We start from the raw sequence: 17716 nt of genomic DNA, 5'->3' as shown, positions 1-17716 counted from the left end.
GCCCATGCGATCGCATTTATGCATTGCAATAAATACACTGGTGGCGCGGCAGTGCCGTTTGTATACGAATGACATTGGAATGCAGCAACTCTTGCCCCGGCGCCGTTTTCTGGCGCCGCGAGGGCCGTTTGCTGTTCGACAGCAGCCATTTCCGGAGCCTATCCCAATGACAGAGCACAGCCTCTGGCGTTTGTCGCATGCATTGCGCGGGGCCATCGATCACGGCCAGATCGCTGCGGTCGCGGCCCTGGTCGACGACGATGTCGAATGGGCGATCTACGGCCCGATCGACATGTTTCCATTTCTCGGCGCCCGGCGCGGCAAGGCTGCCGCGCTCGAGGCGTTGAAGCAGATCGCCGACAATGTGCGAATCCGCCGCTACGAGCGCGAGCAGGTCGTACTCGGCGACGAGCAAGGCTCGGTCCTGACCCGCTTCAGCCTGACGACCCGCGACCACAACCAGCCGATCAGCGTACGCGCGGCTACGTTCGCGAGATTCAAGGATGGGCGACTGATCTCGCTGCGCATGCTGCTCGACACCTTCGATCTCGTCGAACAGGCCCTCGGCCAGCCGATCCATCTGCCGACGGCCGTCTGATCACAACACAACGGCAAAGCGAAAGGCGGCCTCGCATCGCGAGGCCGTTGTCATGCGCGCGACGAAAACCCGTCAGGACCGGCCATGATGCCGTCCCCCGCAATGACCTCCCATATCAAGGTTGGCAACGACCGGGATGGCATGCTGACGACCCTCGTCGGTGGCGGCCGGTGCGGCCTTGGCCGGAATGGCCGCCGCAACCAGCGCAATGGCCGCCGCGATAACCAGTGCGTATTTCTTCATGTCGTGCCCTCCACGGTGACGACAATCAAACGCCGACGACAATCACGGAATGCTCACCTGGTTCCGCCATCGCCCCGCCTGACATCCTGCCCGACCGCAATGCCGCCCGTTGCGACTCCGCCCGGACACAATTTGGCAAAATATTGGGCTATGGCTAGTGTCCTGTCTCCGAATTACCGCTTCGTTTGCCTCACCCTCGCACGGTAATTCGGAGACATCGGGGGCACTAGGGGGCTTCCTGGATCCTGGCTTGCATCACTGTTGGCATTCACGCTTTTTACTCGCATCACGCTTCCATGTGTGTCCGATCCATCTCTCGCGGTCTGATCTGTCGGCCGGTCCTCGCGCTCCTGCTCGTGATGACGCTGGCGCCACCGGCGCAGGCAGGCGAACCCGGCTCCGATCCCGCCACCGATCCGCCTTCTGACCCTTGGGCCTTCATCAGGCCGGAGACGCTGCCGGCTGCCGCAGACGAACAGTCCGCTGCCGAGGCCAAGGACGCCGCCGCTGAAACCAAGGACACCGCCAGCGCCTTGCCCGATCCTGCGGCCGTCGACTGGAGCGTGCTCGACAGCAGCCCGTCCGGGCCGCGGGAGCGGCCGAAGCGCAGCACCGCTCGCAGCGACGGCGGTGGAGCGGCCTGGTCGCGCAGTGACCGGCCGGGCGCGACGGCCTTGAGCGTCAAACAGCCACTGCTGCCGCTGTGGGAGACCCGGATCGGCGCCGACATGACCGTCGCCGACGGCCAGACCAGCGTGCCCTTACCGGAGAAGCTCGCCAGCGACGGCCGATTGTGGGAATCCTCGGGCGTCGCCTGGGCCGCCATGACGGCGCCCGGCCTCGGTTCGCTGTGGGACAAGACCGCGATCGAGGCCCGCGTCGATCCGACCCAGGACCAGAGCAGGCTCGGCACCTCGATCAGCAAGACCCTGCCGCTGGAAGGCAACGCCACCTCGCTGACGCTCCAGGGCGGCTACAGCAGAATCGAGCAGACCGTGCTGCCCCGGTTCGGCGGGCGCACGGTGTCCGGCATCGAGGCCGACCGATCGGCCAAATTCAACTTCAACACCACTGGAACCAGCCTGATCGCCGGCGAAACGCTCGACGGCACCGAGAAATGGCTGCGCCGGGTCGGCGCCGAGCAAAAGCTGTTCGGCGACATCACCGTGGCCGGCACGGTGAGCGAAACCTCCACGGGTGGTTTGAGCAAAAGTCTTACGGCGGGCTTCAAGACGACCTGGTAGAGAAACGCCCGGCGACGATAACCTGTTGATAACGAAAACCTTAAATTCCGATCGATATCGAGGGAATGCCGGTCAAGCGCCGCAACTTGGCCGCGCTATCGTCAAATTCGACTGAACTGATGACCGCCTGACGTCGTCGTGCGGGGGACAAACCGCGCTGGCGCCCTGCCAACATGCTTAGACACACGAAAGAGGACACAGCCGATGAACGCCACTCGCCCGGAAAAGACCGAGCCTCTCGAGTCCGAGGCCAATCTCGCCGCCGTGACCGAGGTCGAGGCCGGCATCCGCGACTTCGTCCGTAACGACGTCGCCTATCTGCGGCGGCCCGGAGTCGGGACTGCCCCCTCAGGAGAGCCTGCGCTCGACACCACCGCCGAGGCGACCGTCAACAGCGTCAATTCGCTGATCCAGCGCGTCGCCGGCACCTCGTTGAGCGAGATCGAAAACCTGGTCTCCGAGCTCGAAGCGCTCCGCGACCTGCTCCACAACGAAGGCCAGCGTGTCCAGCGCGAGATCGCCGGTTATGCCCAGCTCAGCCAGGCCGCAATGAAATCGACCCGGATGATCGCCGACAACGTCGCGCAGTGGAAGCGCGCCGCCGAAAGCGTGCGCCAGTCCTGATGCCGGTCCCCGGTGTCCCGTCTCCGAATTACCGCTTCGTTTGCCTCACCCTCGCACGGTCATTCGGAGACATCGGGACACTAGTGTGGTGGATCTGACGCTCGTTTCAGTATTGCAGCGAGTTCTTCGAACGCGCGTCAGATCCAAAACCACACTAGAATCATAATGATGCTAGTGTCCCCTTGTTTCCAACGTTCGTATGAGCGCCTGCTGCAATGGGATACGAACGTTGGAAACAGGACACTAGCAAAATCAAAGTGCTAGTGTGGCTTATGTCTCGCAATTGCCTACGAGAGGGTTGCCGCGAAGGCGGTAGGCAATTGCGAGACGCCACACTAGAATGCACGAACCGCCGCCCTCGGGGCGGCGGTTTTCGTTTGGGCCGAAGCAGTTTGAGCTGCCCCACCACCAAACCTCCCCGGTGAACCAGCGCCGCCTCCGGCGCGACCAACGTTCCAGCGCGGCGCCAATGTCCGCCGTACCAGTCGTACCGAGGGCGGGCTCGCAGTTGAAATCAATCCGGCCAAGCGATTCAGATCCCATCGCCGTCGCGCCGCCGGCGGCGCACAACATGGGCAAGATCATCATCCGTTTCGTGGCTCTGCTGGCAGCCGCCATTCTGGTCATGGCATTCGCCTGGAGCCGCTGATCGAGGGAGGCTCCGCAACGGCGCCACGGCATCGCAGAGCGGACAGCGACAGCGCGCGACGGTCGGGCCTTCATTGGGGGAAAAAAGAAGGGGACTGGGTCGCCGGGGGCCTGAACACTTCGGCCAGCGCGCTTGAGTCGATACGCTCGAGTCGATGTGTTCCGATCGGCGTGTTCTGGTCGATGCTTTCAGATCGGTGCGCGCTTCGGTCGGCTCAGCGAGCGTAAGACGCCGAAGCGCTGCCGTCGAGCGTGTAGCCGCTATCCGCCTGGCTCTTGACCACCTGTACCGTGGTCAGCATCACCGCCAGCGTCACGGTGGCGAAGATGAAGCCGACAATCTTCAGACCGACACGGTCCGCCATGGTCTTGTCCCCGTTTTCTCGTTGTTTTGTCGGGCCTCGCCACAACGGGTTCGAAACCCCGGCGACAAAAAACGTCCGACGGCACCATCTGTGTAAAATCTTAACGAAAGCTTTAACCCTGCCCTGGGCGAGCGAGACGGCCTCAGCCGGTACGCCTCGGCACGAAAGCGGTGCCGATGCAGGAATAGACCAGCTCGCCGCGCTGGTTGGTGGCCGTGGTCAGGGCACTGAGGATGCCCCATTGCGGCCGTGACCCCGATACCCGCAATTCGACGATCTCCGAGGCATAGGCCAGCGTATCGCCGGCCAGCACCGGCTTGAGCCATTTCAGCTCGCGAAATCCGGGAGACGGCCCCATCGGCGGCTCGCCGGATCCGTCGCCGGCGACCTCCATTTCGCTGCGCCGCTTGGCGACCAGCAGCTTCATCCCCACCGAGCCGACGTGCCAGCCGGACGCGGCCAGGCCGCCGAACAGCGAGGCCCGCCCCGCCTCTTCGTCGAGATGGAACGGCTGGGGATCGAATTGACGCGCGAACTGCTTGATCAGCTCGGCGGTGAAGGTGAAGGAGCCGAGCTCGGTGCGCTGGCCGACCTTGAGATCATCGAAATAGGGCATGACCGGCTCTTCAATCGGTGGCGGAGGCGTCGCGCCGTCCCATCATCGCGGGCCAGACTGCCTCGAGCAGCTGCTGGCCGGATGCGTTGCGGACCTCGGCCCGGAAGGTGACGATCCCGACCCCTGGCAGGCTGCGCGAGACGCGGGATTCCAGCACATGGAGATCCAGCGTGATGTCGTCGCCAGGGCGCAGCGGCACCAGCCATTTCAGCTCGTTGACGCCGGGCGCGCCGAGCGAGGCGGTCCGATGCAGCATACCGTCGTAGAGCATCCGCATCATCAGCGCGCACAGATGCCAACCTGACGCGGCAAGGCCGCGCAGCATGGAATTGCGGCCCGCCTCCTCGTCGAGATGCATCGGCTGCGGATCGAACTCCGCAGCAAACGCGATGATCTCCTCGCGGGTGACATGGCGGGGGCCGAAAGTGCCGAAATGGCCGGGCTGGAAGTCTTCGAAGGTCAGGGTCATGGGGACAGCGTTTGAACCAGCCCGATTGTGGCCGCACTTGGCGGCAATCTCAACCGGACGATTCGCGGGGCGAGGCTGCAATCTTGCTGACTTGGGCGTCGGGCGCTAATTCCGCGCCGATGCGCCGCATCCGCCGGATGACGTGATTCGCAGGGAGATTGCCGATGCTGGATTTCCGGGACCTGTTCCAATGGGACCGTTTCATCACGCCGACCATCATCAAGGCCTTCTACTGGCTGGTCATCGTGCTGATCGCGCTATACGGGCTGCAGGGAGTGTTCGCCGGCCTCGCCCTGATCGGCGTCAGTCCCTTCGTCGGCTTCGTCACGGTGCTGGCAAGCGTGGTCGGGGCGGTGGTGGGCATCGTCATGGCCCGCATCGGCACTGAATTCGTGCTGATCGTCTTCCGCATCAACGAGCACCTGGGCGCCATTCGCGACCAGGGCGGGATGCAACGGTAGCGGTATCGCCCAGCGCCTGCGGCCGGCGACGCCGATCGGCGTGGTGCCTTCTTGCATGTCGCCGCGGTGACCCGGAGCGGGCCTCGCCGCGCAGAACGACGGGCCCGCGCCGTCAGGTATTGAAGCGGAAGTGCATCACGTCGCCGTCGGCGACGACGTATTCCTTGCCTTCCAGCCGGAGCTTGCCGGCATCGCGCGCGCCGGCCTCGCCGCCGAGACGAATGTAGTCGTCATAGGCGATGGTCTCGGCGCGAATGAAGCCGCGCTCGAAATCGGTGTGGATGACACCGGCCGCCGCCGGCGCCTTGGTGCCGCGGGTGATGGTCCAGGCGCGCGCTTCCTTGGGGCCGACGGTAAAATAGGTGATGAGGTCGAGAAGTTCGTAGCCGGCGCGGATCAGGCGGTCGAGGCCGGCCTCCGTGAGGCCCAGCGTCGAGAGAAACTCGGCCCGCTCCTCGCGCGACAGCGTCGCGATTTCGGATTCGATCTTGGCGGAAATCACCACCGCGACCGCCCCCTCTTCGCGGGCACGCTCGGCGACCTGCTCGGCGAAGGCATTGCCCGTCGCCGCCGAACCTTCATCGACGTTGCAGACGTAGAGCACCGGCTTGGAGGTCAGCAGGCCGAGCATGCGGAAGGCGCGCTCTTCCTCCGGCTTGCGCTCGAGCAGGCGCGCCGGCTTGCCGTCGCGCAGCAGCACCAGGGCGCGCTGCACCAGATCGAGTTGTTCCTTGGAATCCTTGTCGCCGCCCTTGGCCTTCTTCGACAGGTTGTCGACCCGCTTCTCCAGACTGTCGAGATCGGACAGCATCAATTCGGTCTCGATGGTCTCGATGTCGGCGAGCGGAGCGATCTTGCCCTCGACATGGGTAATGTCGGAGTCCTCGAAACAGCGTACCACATGGGCAACGGCATCGACCTCGCGGATGGTGGCGAGGAACTGGTTGCCGAGCCCTTCCCCCTGCGAGGCGCCGCGCACCAGGCCGGCGATGTCGACGAAGGTGAGCTGGGTCGGAATGATCTGGGCCGAGCCGGACACCGCGGCGAGCTTTTCAAGGCGCGGATCGGGCACCGCCACCGCGCCGACATTCGGCTCGATGGTGCAGAACGGATAATTGGCAGCCTGCGCCGCCGCGGTCTCGGTCAGCGCATTGAACAGTGTCGACTTGCCGACATTGGGCAGACCGACGATTCCGCATTTGAATCCCATCTTCGTCCAATCCTCTCGGCCGCGTCAGGCGCCGCCACTCTAGCTGTCTTCGCCGGCGAAGCCCTTGGCCTGCATCGCCAGATGCACCTTGTTCTGGAACGCCGAGTCGCGATCGGCGGCGAGCAGACCGGCATTATCGGCCACCGCTTCGCACAGCGCCTCCACCCAGGGCCGCTCGGCCTTGGCGAAATCGTTGAGCACGTAAGCGTGCACGATATCCTTCACACCGGGATGACCGATCCCGAGCCGCACCCTCCGGTAGTCGTTGCCGACGTGGGAGGAGATCGACCGCAGGCCGTTGTGGCCGGCATGGCCGCCGCCGGTCTTGACCCGCAGCTTGGCCGGCGGCAGGTCGAGTTCGTCATGAACTACGACGATGTCGCCGACGCCGAGCTTGAAAAAATGCGCAGCCTCGCCGACCGCGCGCCCCGACTCGTTCATGTAGGTCGTGGGCTTGAGCAGCACGACGCGCTCACCCTCGAGCGTGCCTTCCGAGGTCTCGCCCTGAAAGCGGCGGCGCCACGGCGAGAAGGCGTGACGTCGCGCGATCGCATCAACGGCCATGAAGCCGATGTTGTGCCGGCTGCCCTCGTAGCGCGAGCCCGGATTGCCCAGACCGACGAAGAGGCGCATGGCGGCACGATCCCGTTTGCGACGCGGGCGCCCCCGTTACTGCGCGTGCCCGGCGGCATGCCGGATCGCAAGGGGGCCCGCGGAAGTGACGCTATCTTCCGAGGCGACGGCGGCGCGCGGCGGGAGCGGCGCTCGCATCGACCATGCGAGCGCCGATCCGCACCGACAGCTTACTTCTTCTTGTCGCCAGCCGGCGCCTTGGCGGCGGGAGCGGCGGCGGCCGCAGCCCCGGCGGCCGGAGCGGCGGCGCCTTCGGCGCCAGCGCCCTTGGTTTCCTCGGCATAGCCCGACGGCGGAACGACGGTGACCAGGGTCTGGTCTTCGCGCGACACCACCCTGACGCCCTTGGGCAGAACAACGTCGCTCAGATGCACCGAGTTGTTGATCTCGAGCTTGCTGACGTCGACCTCGATGAACTGCGGGATGTGCTCGACTTCCGCTTCCAGCTCGACGGTGTGGTTGACGATGTTGACCGCGCCGCCGCGCTTGACGCCCGGCGAGGCTTCGGTGCCGGTGACGTGGAGCGGAACGCTGACGCGGATGGAGGCGCCTTTACCGAGCCGGAGGAAGTCGACGTGGATCGGGAAATCCTTGACCGGATCGAGCGCGAAATCGCGCGGGATCACCCGGTGCTTCTCGCCGTCCAGATCGATGTTGAAGATCGTGGTGAGGAAGTGGCCGGCGAAGATGCTCTGGCGCAACGCCTTGTCGTCCAGCGAGATGGTCAGCGGGGCCTTGTTGTCACCATAGATCACGGCCGGCACTCGGCCGGCTCGGCGTTCAGCGCGGGCGGCCCCCTTGCCGGCCTTCGGACGCGCGGTCGCCTTCAATTCCTTGACGGTCGCCATTGCAGTCAGTCCTTGGTTGCGAACGCGCCCCTGCCCCTGCCGCCTTCCGCGCGGGACAAAAAAGCGTTCATTTTCAAAAATTTAAGGCCGCAAATCGCGGCCCCTCTGGCGCCGGTCACAAGCCTCCAGGGGTGCGGGGGTGGCCGGCAGGCGGTGTCATAACGGCAAGCGGCCGGAAAAACAAGGAAAGTCAATCAGCGCGGAACGCCATCTGCGGGGCCAGCGGTGGGGTTTCCAGCGCCGCCGGCCGACATTGCCATCGCCCGGCCATGCCGATTAGATGCACCTGCAACCAATTGCCAGAGCTGCCGGATCGCAACCGGCGCCGTTCCGGGAGGACACCGCATGATCAGCCGCCGCCATTTCGTCGCCGCCGCCATGGGCGCGGCCATTGCCCCCACCGCCGGCGCCCGCCTTGCCCGCGCGGCCGAGACCGCCTGGCCGACGCGCCCGATCCGGCTGATCGTTCCCTATGCCGCTGGCGGCGGCACCGATTTCTTCGCCCGCCTCGCCGGCGCCACCATGAGCGCCGGCCTCGGCCAGCAGATCGTGGTCGAGAACCGCCCCGGCGCCGGCACCAATATCGGCGCCGAGGCCGCCGCCAAGGCCGAGCCCGACGGCTACACCTTCCTGCTCGGCGACACCTCGACCTATGCCTCGAACCGCTCGCTCTACCAGAAGCTGCCTTACGACCCGCAGAAGGACCTCGCGCCGGTCAGCCTGACCGGACGCTTCGCCCTGGTGCTGCTCGTCAACACCGACAAGCTGCCGGTCGGCTCGGTCAAGGCGCTGATCGCGGCCGCCCGCAACAACAGCGGCGGCATCGATTACGCCAGCGCCGGCGTCGGCTCGCCGTTCCATCTCGCCGCCGAGCTGTTCGCCCAGAGCGCCGGCATCAAGATCAACCACGTGCCCTACAAGGGCGCCGGCCCGGCGCTGCAGGACCTCGCCTCGGGCCAGTTCGGCATGATGTTCGTCGATTTCGCCACCGCGCGCTCGCAGCTCAACCTCAAGGGCATCAAGGCCATCGCGGTGTGCTCGCCCAAGGAATTCTACGGGCTGCCCGGCGTGCCGCCGGTCGCCGCCGACATTCCCGGTTTCGAGGCCTGGGCCTGGCAGGGCCTTTCCGCCCCGGCCAGGACGCCGCCGGAGATCATCGGCAAACTCCACGACGCCTATGTCAAGGCGGTGAACGATGCCGACACCCGGCAGAAGATCATCGCCGCCGGCATCGACCCATTGCAGAGCACGCCGCAGGAGATGGCGCAGTACATCGCCGCCGAGACGGCGAAATGGGAAAAGGTGATCAAGACCGCCGGCATCAAGATGGATTGACGCCCCGCGCGCGGTTTTATGGCTGCGAGGTGCCGCCGAGCCTGGCCTCGAGCGCGGCGATGCGCGCTTTCAGCGCCTCGTTCTCCTCGCGGGCGAGGCGGGCCATCTCCTTGACGACGTCGAACTCCTCGCGCTTGACGAGGTCGAGATCGCGCAGCATGCGCTCGGCCTGGTGACGCACCACGCCCTCGATCTCCCGCCGGACCCCTTGAGCGGCGCCGGCGGCGTCATTCATCAGCCGCGCCATCTCGTCAAAGAACCGGTTGGTGGTCTGGGTCATCGCGACGTCTCCAAGCTGCCGATCCGGGGACCCGCCGAAGGCGGTGGCCACTCCCTGATCATTCGTCCGTGGCGACAAGGTGGCGGACCCGCCGTGACCTGCGCCGCCGTCAAAATGGCGGCCGGAGCGAGCGACTGCAAGCACCTTTTCACCGCGCCGGCCGGCGCGCCAACGCCAGCGGTCACAACCGCGACATATCGGGCGGGGGGAATGCGGCGATGAGCGCCGGCGCTTTACGCGGCGCACGGGAGCCAATAAACGATGCCGATGCTCGCCCTCGCCTTCCCCGACTTCGATCCGACCGCGATCAGCTTCGGCCCGTTCGGCGGATTCGGCCCCTTCGCCGTCCGCTGGTATGCGCTCGCCTATATCGGCGGCATCGTGCTCGGGTGGATCTACGCCCGCGCCATCATCCGCAACGGCCGGCTATGGGGCGGCGCCTCGCCGGTCTCGCTCACCGACATGGACGACTTCATCCTGTGGGTGACCCTCGGCATCATTCTCGGCGGCCGTACCGGCTATGTGCTGTTCTACAATTTCGACTTCTTCATCAGCCACCCGGTCGCGATCCTGCGGCTGTGGGAGGGCGGCATGTCCTTCCATGGCGGCTTTCTCGGCTGCGTGCTCGCGGTGGTGCTGTTCGGCTGGCGGCGGCGGATCTCGGTGCTGTCGCTCGGCGATATCACCTGCGCGGTCGGCCCGATCGGGCTGTTCCTCGGCCGGATCGCCAATTTCATCAACGGCGAATTGTGGGGCCGCCCCGCCGACGTGCCCTGGGCGGTGATTTTTCCCCATGGCGGACCGCTGCCGCGCCACCCCAGCCAGCTCTATGAAGCCGGCCTCGAGGGGCTGGCGCTGTTCGCGATCCTCGCCCTCCTGATCCGCGCCGGCGCGCTCAAGCGGCCGGGGCTGATCATCGGCAGCTTCGCCGTGCTCTATGGCCTGTTCCGGATCACCGGCGAGTTCTTCCGCGAACCCGACCCGCAGCTCGGCTTTTTGTGGGGCGGCCTGACCATGGGTATGCTGCTGTCGGTGCCGATGATTCTCGCCGGATCGGGCTTCCTCGCCGTGGCGCTGCGCCGCCCGCCGCGGACGACGCCGGTCGAGGCGGAAAGCTGACCATGACGACGCCGCGGCCAACGGGGCAGATCACGTGAATCTCACCTCCTCGCCGCTCGAGGCCGAAATCCGCCGGCTGATCAAGGCCACCGGCCCGATGCCGGTATGGCGGTTCATGGATCTGTGCCTCACCCATCCGCTATACGGCTACTATATCGGCCGCGACCCGCTCGGCCGCGAGGGCGATTTCATCACTGCGCCCGAAGTGAGCCAGATGTTCGGCGAACTGCTCGGGCTGTGGGCCGCATCGGTCTGGAAGGCGATGGGGACCCCGGACCGCGTGCGGCTGATCGAGCTCGGTCCCGGCCGCGGCACGCTGATGATGGACGCGCTGCGCGCGATCCGCGTCGTCCCGCCGTTCCATGCCGCCTGCCAGGTCCATCTCGTCGAGATCAATTCGGTGCTGCGCGACAAGCAGCGCGCCGCGCTGCATGATGCTGCGAACGTGCAGTGGCACGACACCATCGACGAGGTGCCGGACGGTCCCTCGATCATCTTCGCCAATGAATATTTCGACGTGCTGCCGGTCCACCAGATGGTGCGCGAGGAGACCGGCTGGCACGAGCGCGTGATCGAGATCGGCCCGGGCGGCCGCCTCGCCTTCGGCACCGCCGCGGAGCCGACGCCGCATTTCGACCTGCTGGTGCCGCCGCTGGTCCGCGCCGCGCCGGTCGGCGCGGTGTTCGAATGGCGCGCGCCCGCCGAGGCGATGAAGCTGGCGCGGCGCGTGCGTGATTTCGGCGGCGCCGCCCTGGTCATCGATTACGGCCACACCCGCAGCGATGCCGGCGACACCTTCCAGGCCATCGCCCGCCATTCCTTCACCGATCCGCTGCGCGCGCCCGGACGGGCCGACGTCACCGCCCATGTGGATTTCGAGGCGCTCTCGCTCGCGGCGCAGGATGCCGGCGCCCGGGTCCACGGCCCGGTCGAGCAGGGCGCCTTCCTGCGCCGGCTCGGCATCGAGACCCGCGCCGCGACCTTGATGTCCAAGGCGGCACCGCAGGTCGCGGAGGACATCGCCGACGGTCTCAAGCGCCTCACCGACAGCGGCACCGGCGGCATGGGCTCGCTGTTCAAGGTGCTCGGCATCTCCCATCCGGCCATCACCGAACTGGCCGGACTGAGCGACGACCCGGCACCGGCCGACCCTTCCATCGCCGGACGGAGCGACGTGCAATGAAGCTGACCTCGCCGCTGCTTGCCGCCGTCCCCGGCCTGCGCCACGCCTTCTTCAGCCGCGCCGGCGGCGTCTCCGGCGGCATCTATGCCAGCCTCAATGGCGGCGTCGGCTCCTCGGACGATCCCGGCCACGTCGCCGAGAACCGCCGCCGCATGGCGGCGCTGCTGGGCGTCGCGCCGTCGCATTTTCTCACCGCGCACCAGATCCATTCGCCGGATGTCGCGGTGGCGAGCGAACCCTGGACCGCCGACCAGCGGCCGCGGGTCGACGCCATCGTCACCCGTACGCCCGGCATCGCCATCGGCGCCACCGCGGCGGATTGCGGGCCGGTGCTGTTCGCCGACGGCGAGGCGCGGGTGATCGGCTCGGCCCATGCCGGCTGGCGCGGCGCGCTGACCGGCGTGCTGGAGGCGACCATCGCCGCCATGGAGCAGCTCGGCGCGGCGCGCGGCCGGATCAAGGCCGCCATCGGCCCCCTGATCCGCCAGCGCAGCTACGAGGTCGGCCAGGAATTCGTCGATCGTTTCACGCAAGAAGATGCGGCCAATGCCCGCTTCTTCGTGCCGTCGACGCGCAGCGGCCACGCCATGTTCGACCTCGCCGGCTATATCCGGATGCGGCTGGAGGGCGCCGGCCTCGCCGAAATCGACGATCTCGCCATCTGCACCTACGAGGATGATCGCTTCTTCAGCTATCGCCGCTCGGTGCACCGCGCCGAGCCCGATTACGGCCGACACATCCACGCGCTGGTGCTGGAATAGAGCCGATTGCGGGCGCCTCAGTCCTTCGCCCGCTCCGCCCAGAAGCCGGACTGCAGCGCCGCGGCCTCCTCGGCGAGCAGCGGTCCGATCACCTCGACCGGGCGCTGGCCGGCGGCGAACACGGCGCGGCAAGGCAGATCGAGGGTCGGATTCTCGGCGTGATCGCCGGTCTGCGCCTTGAGATCCTTTTCGCTCTGGCCGAACACCACCCGGCCGATGCCCGCCCAGTAGATCGCGCCGGCGCACATCGCGCAGGGCTCGGCCGAGGAATAGAGCGTGCAGTCGGCGAGAAAGGCCGGCGCGTAGGTCTTCGAGGCGCGGGTGGCGATCAGGCGTTCGGCATGGGCGGTCATGTCGCGGCCTTCGGCGGTGAAGCCGTTGCCCTGCTCCATGATGACCGCGCCGGCGCCGTCGACCAGGATGGCGCCGAACGGATGATCGCCCGCGGCCTTCGCCTGCAGGGCGACGGCAAAGGCCCGGCGCAGCAGCGCCTCGTGGTCGAGAGCCGGCTTGTCCGACGCGACGCTCATGACGGCATTCACCTTTCCGATTTCGGCAGCGACCAGGGCGCGAGCCTCTTTTGCACGAAAGCGACCAGGCGGAACAGGATCAGGCTGATCGCCACCAGCACGCCGAGACCGGCGAAGGCCGCCGGGATCTTGAAGTAGGAGGTCGAGAAGGCAATGAAGAAACCGAGCCCCTGCTCGGCGGCGACGAATTCGGCCACCACCGCGCCGATCACCGACAGCGTGATCGCGATCTTCAGCGCCGAGAACACATAGGGCAGCGCGAACGGCAGCCGGACATGGAGCATCTCGCGGGCACGTCCGGCGCGCAGCGAGCGCGACAGTTCGATCAGTTCCTCGGGCGTGGCGAGCAGGCCGGCGACCGTCGAGACCACGATGGGAAAGAACGTGATCAGGAAGGTGATGACGACCCGCGGCAGATCCGAGGCGCCGAGCGTCACCACGATGATCGGCGCCACCGCGACGATCGGGGTCGACTGCACCACCACCAGGATCGGATAGAGCGTGCGGGAGAGCAGCCGCGACGAGGCGAAGGCCATCGCCAGCGGCACCGAGACGACGATGGCGAGGGCATAGCCCATCAGCGCGACGCGCAGCGTCGCGAAGGCGTGACCGGCCCACACTTGCAGCGGCGTCGCCACCAGTGCCTGCACGATCGCGCTCGGCGCCGGCAGCAGGAAGCTCGGAATCTTCAGCAGCCGCGTTGCGCCCTCCCAGACGAGGACGAGAGCGACGAAGGCGAGCGGCGGGGCGTAGCGGTCGAGCAGGGCCGCAAGCCGCGCCCGCCGCACCCCCGGCATCGGCCCCGCTCCGGTCACGGGCTCAGGCCGCGACCGGACGGCTGAAGAGGCGGGCACGGATGTGGGCAGCGAGCTCATGGAAGATCGGCTCCGACAGGGTCGCCATGGACCGCGGCCGCGACAGCGGCACGTTGAGGATTTCGCGAACGCGGCCCGGCCGCCCCGTCATGACGACGACGCGGTCGGCGAGCAGCAGCGCTTCGGGAATGGAATGGGTGATGAACAGCACGGTCTTCGGCCGCTCGCGCCAGATGCGCAGCAACTCGAAGCTCATCTCGTCGCGGGTCAGCGCATCGAGGGCCGAGAACGGCTCGTCCATCAGGAGAATGTCCGGGTCGAGCAGCAGCGCCCGGGCGATCGCCACCCGCTGCTGCATGCCGCCGGACAGCTCGTCCGGCCGCCGCGCGGCGAAGTCGGCGAGGCCGACGAGATCGAGCAGTTCGCGGGCGCGGCGGCGCTCGGCCTCGGTGACGCGACCGTATTTGTGGCGCATCGGGAAGGTGACGTTGCCGAGCACGTCGAACCACGGCAGCAGCGTCGGCTTCTGGAAAATGATGCCGATTTCGTCCCGCGGCTCGGTGACCGGACGGCCGTAGATCTCCACCCGGCCGGAGGTCGGGTGGATCAGGCCGGAGATCAGCCGCAGCAAGGTCGACTTGCCGCAGCCGGAGGGCCCCAGCACGGCGACGAACTCATGCCGTGCGATGTCGAAGGAGAGGCCGTCGAGGGCGACGACGGGCTTGCCGTCGGCGCCGGCGAAGCGCTGGCCGACATCGACGAAGCGGATCACGGCCGGCGGCGGCGCCATCATCGCATGCACCGTGGTCGCACTCACGTCCGCCCCCTCACTTGAGAAAGTCGCGGCTGACCGCGGTCTCGGGATCGAGCTTCTCGATCGGCAAGTTCTGCGCTTCCGCCACCCACTTCCAGGTGGTGGCGAGCAGCTTCGGCTCGAAGGCGCCGGGACCGTCCTTCTTGGCGATGTCGTTGACCATCAGCGGGATCGAGGCCTTCCACTGCTCCGCCGCGGTATTCACATCGACCTCCGGCACCACCGCCTTGAGCGCCTTGGCTGCGGCCATCGGATCGTCGTTCGCCATCTGCGTCGCCCTGGCATAGGCCTTGAGGAACTTGCGCGCGGTTTCGGGCCGCTCGGCAAGCATCCTGTCGGAGGCGAACACCGACAGGCCGTAGCCGTCGAAGCCGTAATTCGACCAGGCCAGCGCCTTGAAGCTCTTGTTGACCTCCTTGAGCGGACCGGCAAAGGCCGGCGCCACCGTCACCCAGTTGATGGTCGCGGCGACCTGACCGGAGGCCAGCATCGGCGCCAGTGCGCCGGGATCGACCTTGAGCAGCTTGATCGAATCCGGGTTGACGCCGTTGGCCTTGAGCACCAGCGGCCACGACACGTTGGACGAGGAGAAAGTGGCGGTCGCGACGGTCTTGCCGACCAGGTCCTTGAGGCTGTCGATACCCGCATCCGTGGTGGTGAAGATGGCGTCCGGCTGCAGCGTGTAGAGCGACATCACCGCCTTGACCGGAACGGCATCCGCGGCCTTGGCCTGCAGCAGCGCGGCGAGCCCGCCGGTGCCGAAATCGGCGACCCCGGTGGCGAGCTTGGTGACGACGTCGCTCGAGCCGCGGCCCGAACGGATGCTGACGTCGATGCCCTCGGCGGCGAACAGTCCCTTTTCAACGCCGAGGTAGATCGCCGCCTTGTCGCCCGCCGGCAGCCAGTCGAGCATGAAGGTCACGTGCTCGGCAGCCCGCGCGGAAACAGAAGTGAATTGGGCGAGCGTGAGCGAGACGGCCAGCGCGGCGCAGGATTTGACAAGGCGTTTCATCGGGGACGGTCTCCTGTGGACGGTTGCAAGGTCATTGTCGTTCATCGGCTTGAAGTGAACGGCCGTGAGGCGCAGCGCCGCCCGCGTGCCCATCGGAACGAGCAAGCGGCGTGCCATCGTCGGTGCCGGCAAGGAACGGGATCAGCGCCTCGGCGAGCAGCGCCGGCGCCGCAAGATGGGGGGCATGGCCGGTGGGTAGCGTGACGACCTGCGCGCCCGGCACCAGATCCTGCATCCGGCGCTGGCAGGGCAGCACTACCGAACGATCCGCTGCCGCTTCCACATAGAGGCGCGGCATGCGGCCGAAACGCTGCGGCGTCAGCGTGGCGCAGAGCGCACGACCACCCTCGGGCTGCGGCGTGAGCCTCGCCGCAGCATCGCGGGCGTCAGTGTCGGCGCAGTCGTGAAAGAAATAGGCCAATGCCGCTGCCGCCGGCACGCTGCTCATGACATGGTCGGCCGACCAGACAAGATGGGGCCCGATCCCGGCGGCCTCGGAATGTTCGGCGCACAGCTCCGCGATCAGATCGGCGAAGCCCATGCCGCTCGGCAGCATCATGCCCGCCACATAAGCGATGCGCGTGACCCGATCGGCGCAGCGCTCCGCCAGGGCAGAGGCGACGACACCGCCGCCGGAATGCGCGACGAGACTAGCCGGCCGCCCGAGACGCACGAGCACGCCTTCAAGATACGAGAGATACCCCCCGAGGCAGACGTCCTGGGGCGGCGTCGCGTCGCTGCCGTTGCCGGGCAGATCGACGGCAACGGCCGAAAGGCCCGCGCGTGCGAACAGCGGCAGCATCCTCCTCCACACCCAGCTGCCCTGCCAGGCGCCGTGGATCAGGACGACAGGATCCGCCGCGTTCATGCGGCGTAGGTCCGGCGATACATCTCCTGAAGATGGCCTTCGACCGTCACCGGCGCGTAGCGCGGCGTCTCGCCGGGAGCGAGACAGTTCGGCAGGCAGACGACCTGATGGTCCGGATTGCCGACATAGAAGAAGGGAATCGAATAGCGCTCGCGGCCGGATTCATTGACGACGCGATGCAGCGTCGAGCGATAGCGGTCATTGGTCCAACGGGCGATCATGTCGCCGAGATTGACGACATAGGCCCCACGCACCGGCGTGGCGTGAAGCCACTTGCCGCTGGCGCCATCATGGACCTGCAGGCCGCCGACATCGTCCTGCATCAACAGCGTCAGGCCGCCGAAATCGGTGTGGGCACCGCAGCCTTTCTCGCCCGGCGCCGGATTGCCCGGCTGCGGCGGGTAGTGCAGCAGGCGCAGGGTCGCCAGCGGATCGCGACTGAACGCGCCGAAATAGTCCTCCGGCAGATCGAGCGACAGCGCGAGGCCACGCATCAGGCGCTCGCCGAGATCGAGCATGGCGACGAAATAGGCCCGCATCACCGGAGCGAAGGTGGGCATGTCCGCCGGCCAGAGGTTGGGCCCGCGGTTGAAGCGGCGGGCGGCGACGCGGGGATCATCGAGCGGCAGGTCGGCGCCGATATAGAAGCTCTCCTTCAGGTCGGGCGGCGCGCCCGCTTCCAGGGTCTGGGCCTTCAATGGCTCGTAACCGCGATTGCAGAGCGAACGCGACTTGTCGACGGCGGCTTTTACCGCCTGTGGCAGGGCGAAGAACTGCCGCGCCTCGGCGAACACCGCGTCAATCAGCCCGGCGGGAATGCCGTGACCGGTGACGTAGAGAAAGCCCTTGTCGAGACAGGCCTCGCGCAGGGCGGCGCCCACCGCGCGCCGCCGGGCCGGATCGGACGACGACAGGCCGGCGATATCGATCAGCGGCAGGCTGGTCGTTGCCACATGGCTGGCCTCATAGGCAGCGCGCATCGTCCTCTCCATCTTGCGGTGCAAAAACAAGCTAGCTGGCCGTCCGATGAACTAAAAAGC

The 17716-nt window shown here is 67.1% G+C and carries 23 protein-coding genes; 9 read left to right on the top strand and 14 right to left on the bottom strand.

Annotated features, from left to right (window positions below):
* The first annotated feature begins 166 nt into the window (after positions 1-166).
* Positions 167-598 (top strand): nuclear transport factor 2 family protein, encoded by a 432-nt coding sequence (locus DB459_RS13275; RefSeq protein ID WP_253713311.1) that lies wholly within the window; start codon positions 167-169, stop codon positions 596-598.
* A 72-nt stretch (positions 599-670) separates the two neighbouring features.
* Here the strand turns inward: DB459_RS13275 and DB459_RS13270 are convergent, their stop codons facing one another.
* Positions 671-841, bottom strand: coding sequence for a hypothetical protein (locus tag DB459_RS13270; protein ID WP_253713310.1), 171 nt, complete (start codon positions 839-841; stop codon positions 671-673).
* A gap of 296 nt (positions 842-1137) precedes the next feature.
* Here DB459_RS13270 and DB459_RS13265 point away from each other — a divergent pair, with 296 nt between their 5' ends.
* From DB459_RS13265 to DB459_RS13255, 3 genes are all read left to right on the top strand, one after another.
* Positions 1138-2085, top strand: coding sequence for a hypothetical protein (locus DB459_RS13265; RefSeq protein WP_253713309.1), 948 nt, complete (start codon positions 1138-1140; stop codon positions 2083-2085).
* A 204-nt stretch (positions 2086-2289) separates the two neighbouring features.
* The gene (locus tag DB459_RS13260; protein WP_253713308.1) at positions 2290-2709 is read left to right on the top strand and encodes a hypothetical protein; all 420 of its coding nucleotides are present in this window, start codon (positions 2290-2292) and stop codon (positions 2707-2709) included.
* Between the two features lie 508 nt (positions 2710-3217).
* Complete coding sequence (locus tag DB459_RS13255) at positions 3218-3358, top strand: hypothetical protein (protein WP_253713307.1); 141 nt, start codon at positions 3218-3220, stop codon at positions 3356-3358.
* Positions 3359-3572: 214 nt separating this feature from the next.
* Here the strand turns inward: DB459_RS13255 and DB459_RS13250 are convergent, their stop codons facing one another.
* The 3 genes from DB459_RS13250 to DB459_RS13240 all read right to left on the bottom strand — a co-directional run bounded on the left by DB459_RS13250 (position 3573) and on the right by DB459_RS13240 (position 4807).
* Positions 3573-3722 carry a hypothetical protein gene (locus DB459_RS13250; RefSeq protein ID WP_253713306.1) on the bottom strand — a complete coding sequence of 50 codons (150 nt, stop codon included), beginning with the start codon at positions 3720-3722 and terminating at the stop codon, positions 3573-3575.
* A gap of 142 nt (positions 3723-3864) precedes the next feature.
* Entirely contained in the window at positions 3865-4338 is a 474-nt protein-coding gene (locus tag DB459_RS13245; RefSeq protein WP_253713305.1) for a MaoC family dehydratase, read from the bottom strand.
* Between the two features lie 10 nt (positions 4339-4348).
* The gene (locus DB459_RS13240; protein WP_253713304.1) at positions 4349-4807 is read right to left on the bottom strand and encodes a MaoC family dehydratase; all 459 of its coding nucleotides are present in this window, start codon (positions 4805-4807) and stop codon (positions 4349-4351) included.
* Positions 4808-4971: 164 nt separating this feature from the next.
* Between DB459_RS13240 and DB459_RS13235 the strand changes: the two genes are divergently transcribed.
* A complete protein-coding gene (locus DB459_RS13235; protein ID WP_253713303.1) occupies positions 4972-5268 on the top strand; it encodes a DUF4282 domain-containing protein in 297 nt (98 codons plus the stop codon).
* 112 nt (positions 5269-5380) lie between these two features.
* Here the strand turns inward: DB459_RS13235 and ychF are convergent, their stop codons facing one another.
* The 3 genes from ychF to DB459_RS13220 form a co-directional block, all read right to left on the bottom strand.
* Positions 5381-6478 (bottom strand): redox-regulated ATPase YchF, encoded by a 1098-nt coding sequence (ychF, locus tag DB459_RS13230; RefSeq protein WP_253713302.1) that lies wholly within the window; start codon positions 6476-6478, stop codon positions 5381-5383.
* 39 nt (positions 6479-6517) lie between these two features.
* A complete protein-coding gene (gene pth, locus DB459_RS13225; protein WP_253713301.1) occupies positions 6518-7111 on the bottom strand; it encodes an aminoacyl-tRNA hydrolase in 594 nt (197 codons plus the stop codon).
* Positions 7112-7281: 170 nt separating this feature from the next.
* On the bottom strand, positions 7282-7959 hold the full coding sequence (locus DB459_RS13220) for a 50S ribosomal protein L25/general stress protein Ctc (RefSeq protein WP_253713300.1): 678 nt from the start codon (positions 7957-7959) through the stop codon (positions 7282-7284).
* 345 nt (positions 7960-8304) lie between these two features.
* Here DB459_RS13220 and DB459_RS13215 point away from each other — a divergent pair, with 345 nt between their 5' ends.
* Positions 8305-9294, top strand: a complete 990-nt coding sequence (locus DB459_RS13215) for a tripartite tricarboxylate transporter substrate binding protein (RefSeq protein ID WP_253713299.1) — start codon at positions 8305-8307, stop codon at positions 9292-9294.
* Positions 9295-9310: 16 nt separating this feature from the next.
* On the opposite strand, the gene DB459_RS13210 is transcribed toward DB459_RS13215, so the two are convergent.
* Complete coding sequence (locus DB459_RS13210) at positions 9311-9574, bottom strand: accessory factor UbiK family protein (RefSeq protein ID WP_253713298.1); 264 nt, start codon at positions 9572-9574, stop codon at positions 9311-9313.
* A 261-nt stretch (positions 9575-9835) separates the two neighbouring features.
* Between DB459_RS13210 and lgt the strand changes: the two genes are divergently transcribed.
* From lgt to pgeF, 3 genes are all read left to right on the top strand, one after another.
* A complete protein-coding gene (gene lgt, locus DB459_RS13205; RefSeq protein ID WP_253713297.1) occupies positions 9836-10693 on the top strand; it encodes a prolipoprotein diacylglyceryl transferase in 858 nt (285 codons plus the stop codon).
* A gap of 97 nt (positions 10694-10790) precedes the next feature.
* On the top strand, positions 10791-11876 hold the full coding sequence (locus DB459_RS13200) for a class I SAM-dependent methyltransferase (protein ID WP_253713551.1): 1086 nt from the start codon (positions 10791-10793) through the stop codon (positions 11874-11876).
* Complete coding sequence (pgeF, locus tag DB459_RS13195) at positions 11873-12637, top strand: peptidoglycan editing factor PgeF (protein WP_253713296.1); 765 nt, start codon at positions 11873-11875, stop codon at positions 12635-12637. Before DB459_RS13200 ends, pgeF begins: the two co-directional genes overlap by 4 nt.
* Before the next feature lie 17 nt (positions 12638-12654).
* Here the strand turns inward: pgeF and DB459_RS13190 are convergent, their stop codons facing one another.
* Genes DB459_RS13190 through DB459_RS13165 form a run of 6 tightly spaced genes read right to left on the bottom strand, consistent with a single transcriptional unit; the run spans position 12655 to position 17656 of the window.
* Positions 12655-13167 (bottom strand): nucleoside deaminase, encoded by a 513-nt coding sequence (locus DB459_RS13190; protein ID WP_253713295.1) that lies wholly within the window; start codon positions 13165-13167, stop codon positions 12655-12657.
* Between the two features lie 8 nt (positions 13168-13175).
* Positions 13176-13964 carry an ABC transporter permease gene (locus DB459_RS13185; protein ID WP_253713294.1) on the bottom strand — a complete coding sequence of 263 codons (789 nt, stop codon included), beginning with the start codon at positions 13962-13964 and terminating at the stop codon, positions 13176-13178.
* Between the two features lie 22 nt (positions 13965-13986).
* A complete protein-coding gene (locus DB459_RS13180; RefSeq protein WP_253713550.1) occupies positions 13987-14772 on the bottom strand; it encodes an ABC transporter ATP-binding protein in 786 nt (261 codons plus the stop codon).
* A gap of 37 nt (positions 14773-14809) precedes the next feature.
* Positions 14810-15808, bottom strand: a complete 999-nt coding sequence (locus DB459_RS13175) for an ABC transporter substrate-binding protein (protein ID WP_253713293.1) — start codon at positions 15806-15808, stop codon at positions 14810-14812.
* Between the two features lie 31 nt (positions 15809-15839).
* Positions 15840-16676 (bottom strand): alpha/beta fold hydrolase, encoded by an 837-nt coding sequence (locus DB459_RS13170; protein WP_253713292.1) that lies wholly within the window; start codon positions 16674-16676, stop codon positions 15840-15842.
* Positions 16673-17656, bottom strand: coding sequence for an isopenicillin N synthase family oxygenase (locus DB459_RS13165; protein ID WP_253713291.1), 984 nt, complete (start codon positions 17654-17656; stop codon positions 16673-16675). Before DB459_RS13165 ends, DB459_RS13170 begins: the two co-directional genes overlap by 4 nt.
* Positions 17657-17716: the final 60 nt, after the last annotated feature.

This window comes from Bradyrhizobium sp. WD16 (assembly GCF_024181725.1).
Classification (GTDB): Bacteria; Pseudomonadota; Alphaproteobacteria; order Rhizobiales; family Xanthobacteraceae; genus Bradyrhizobium_A.
Note: the sequence above shows the minus strand (reverse complement) of the source record. Positions and strands in the feature narration are given on the sequence as shown.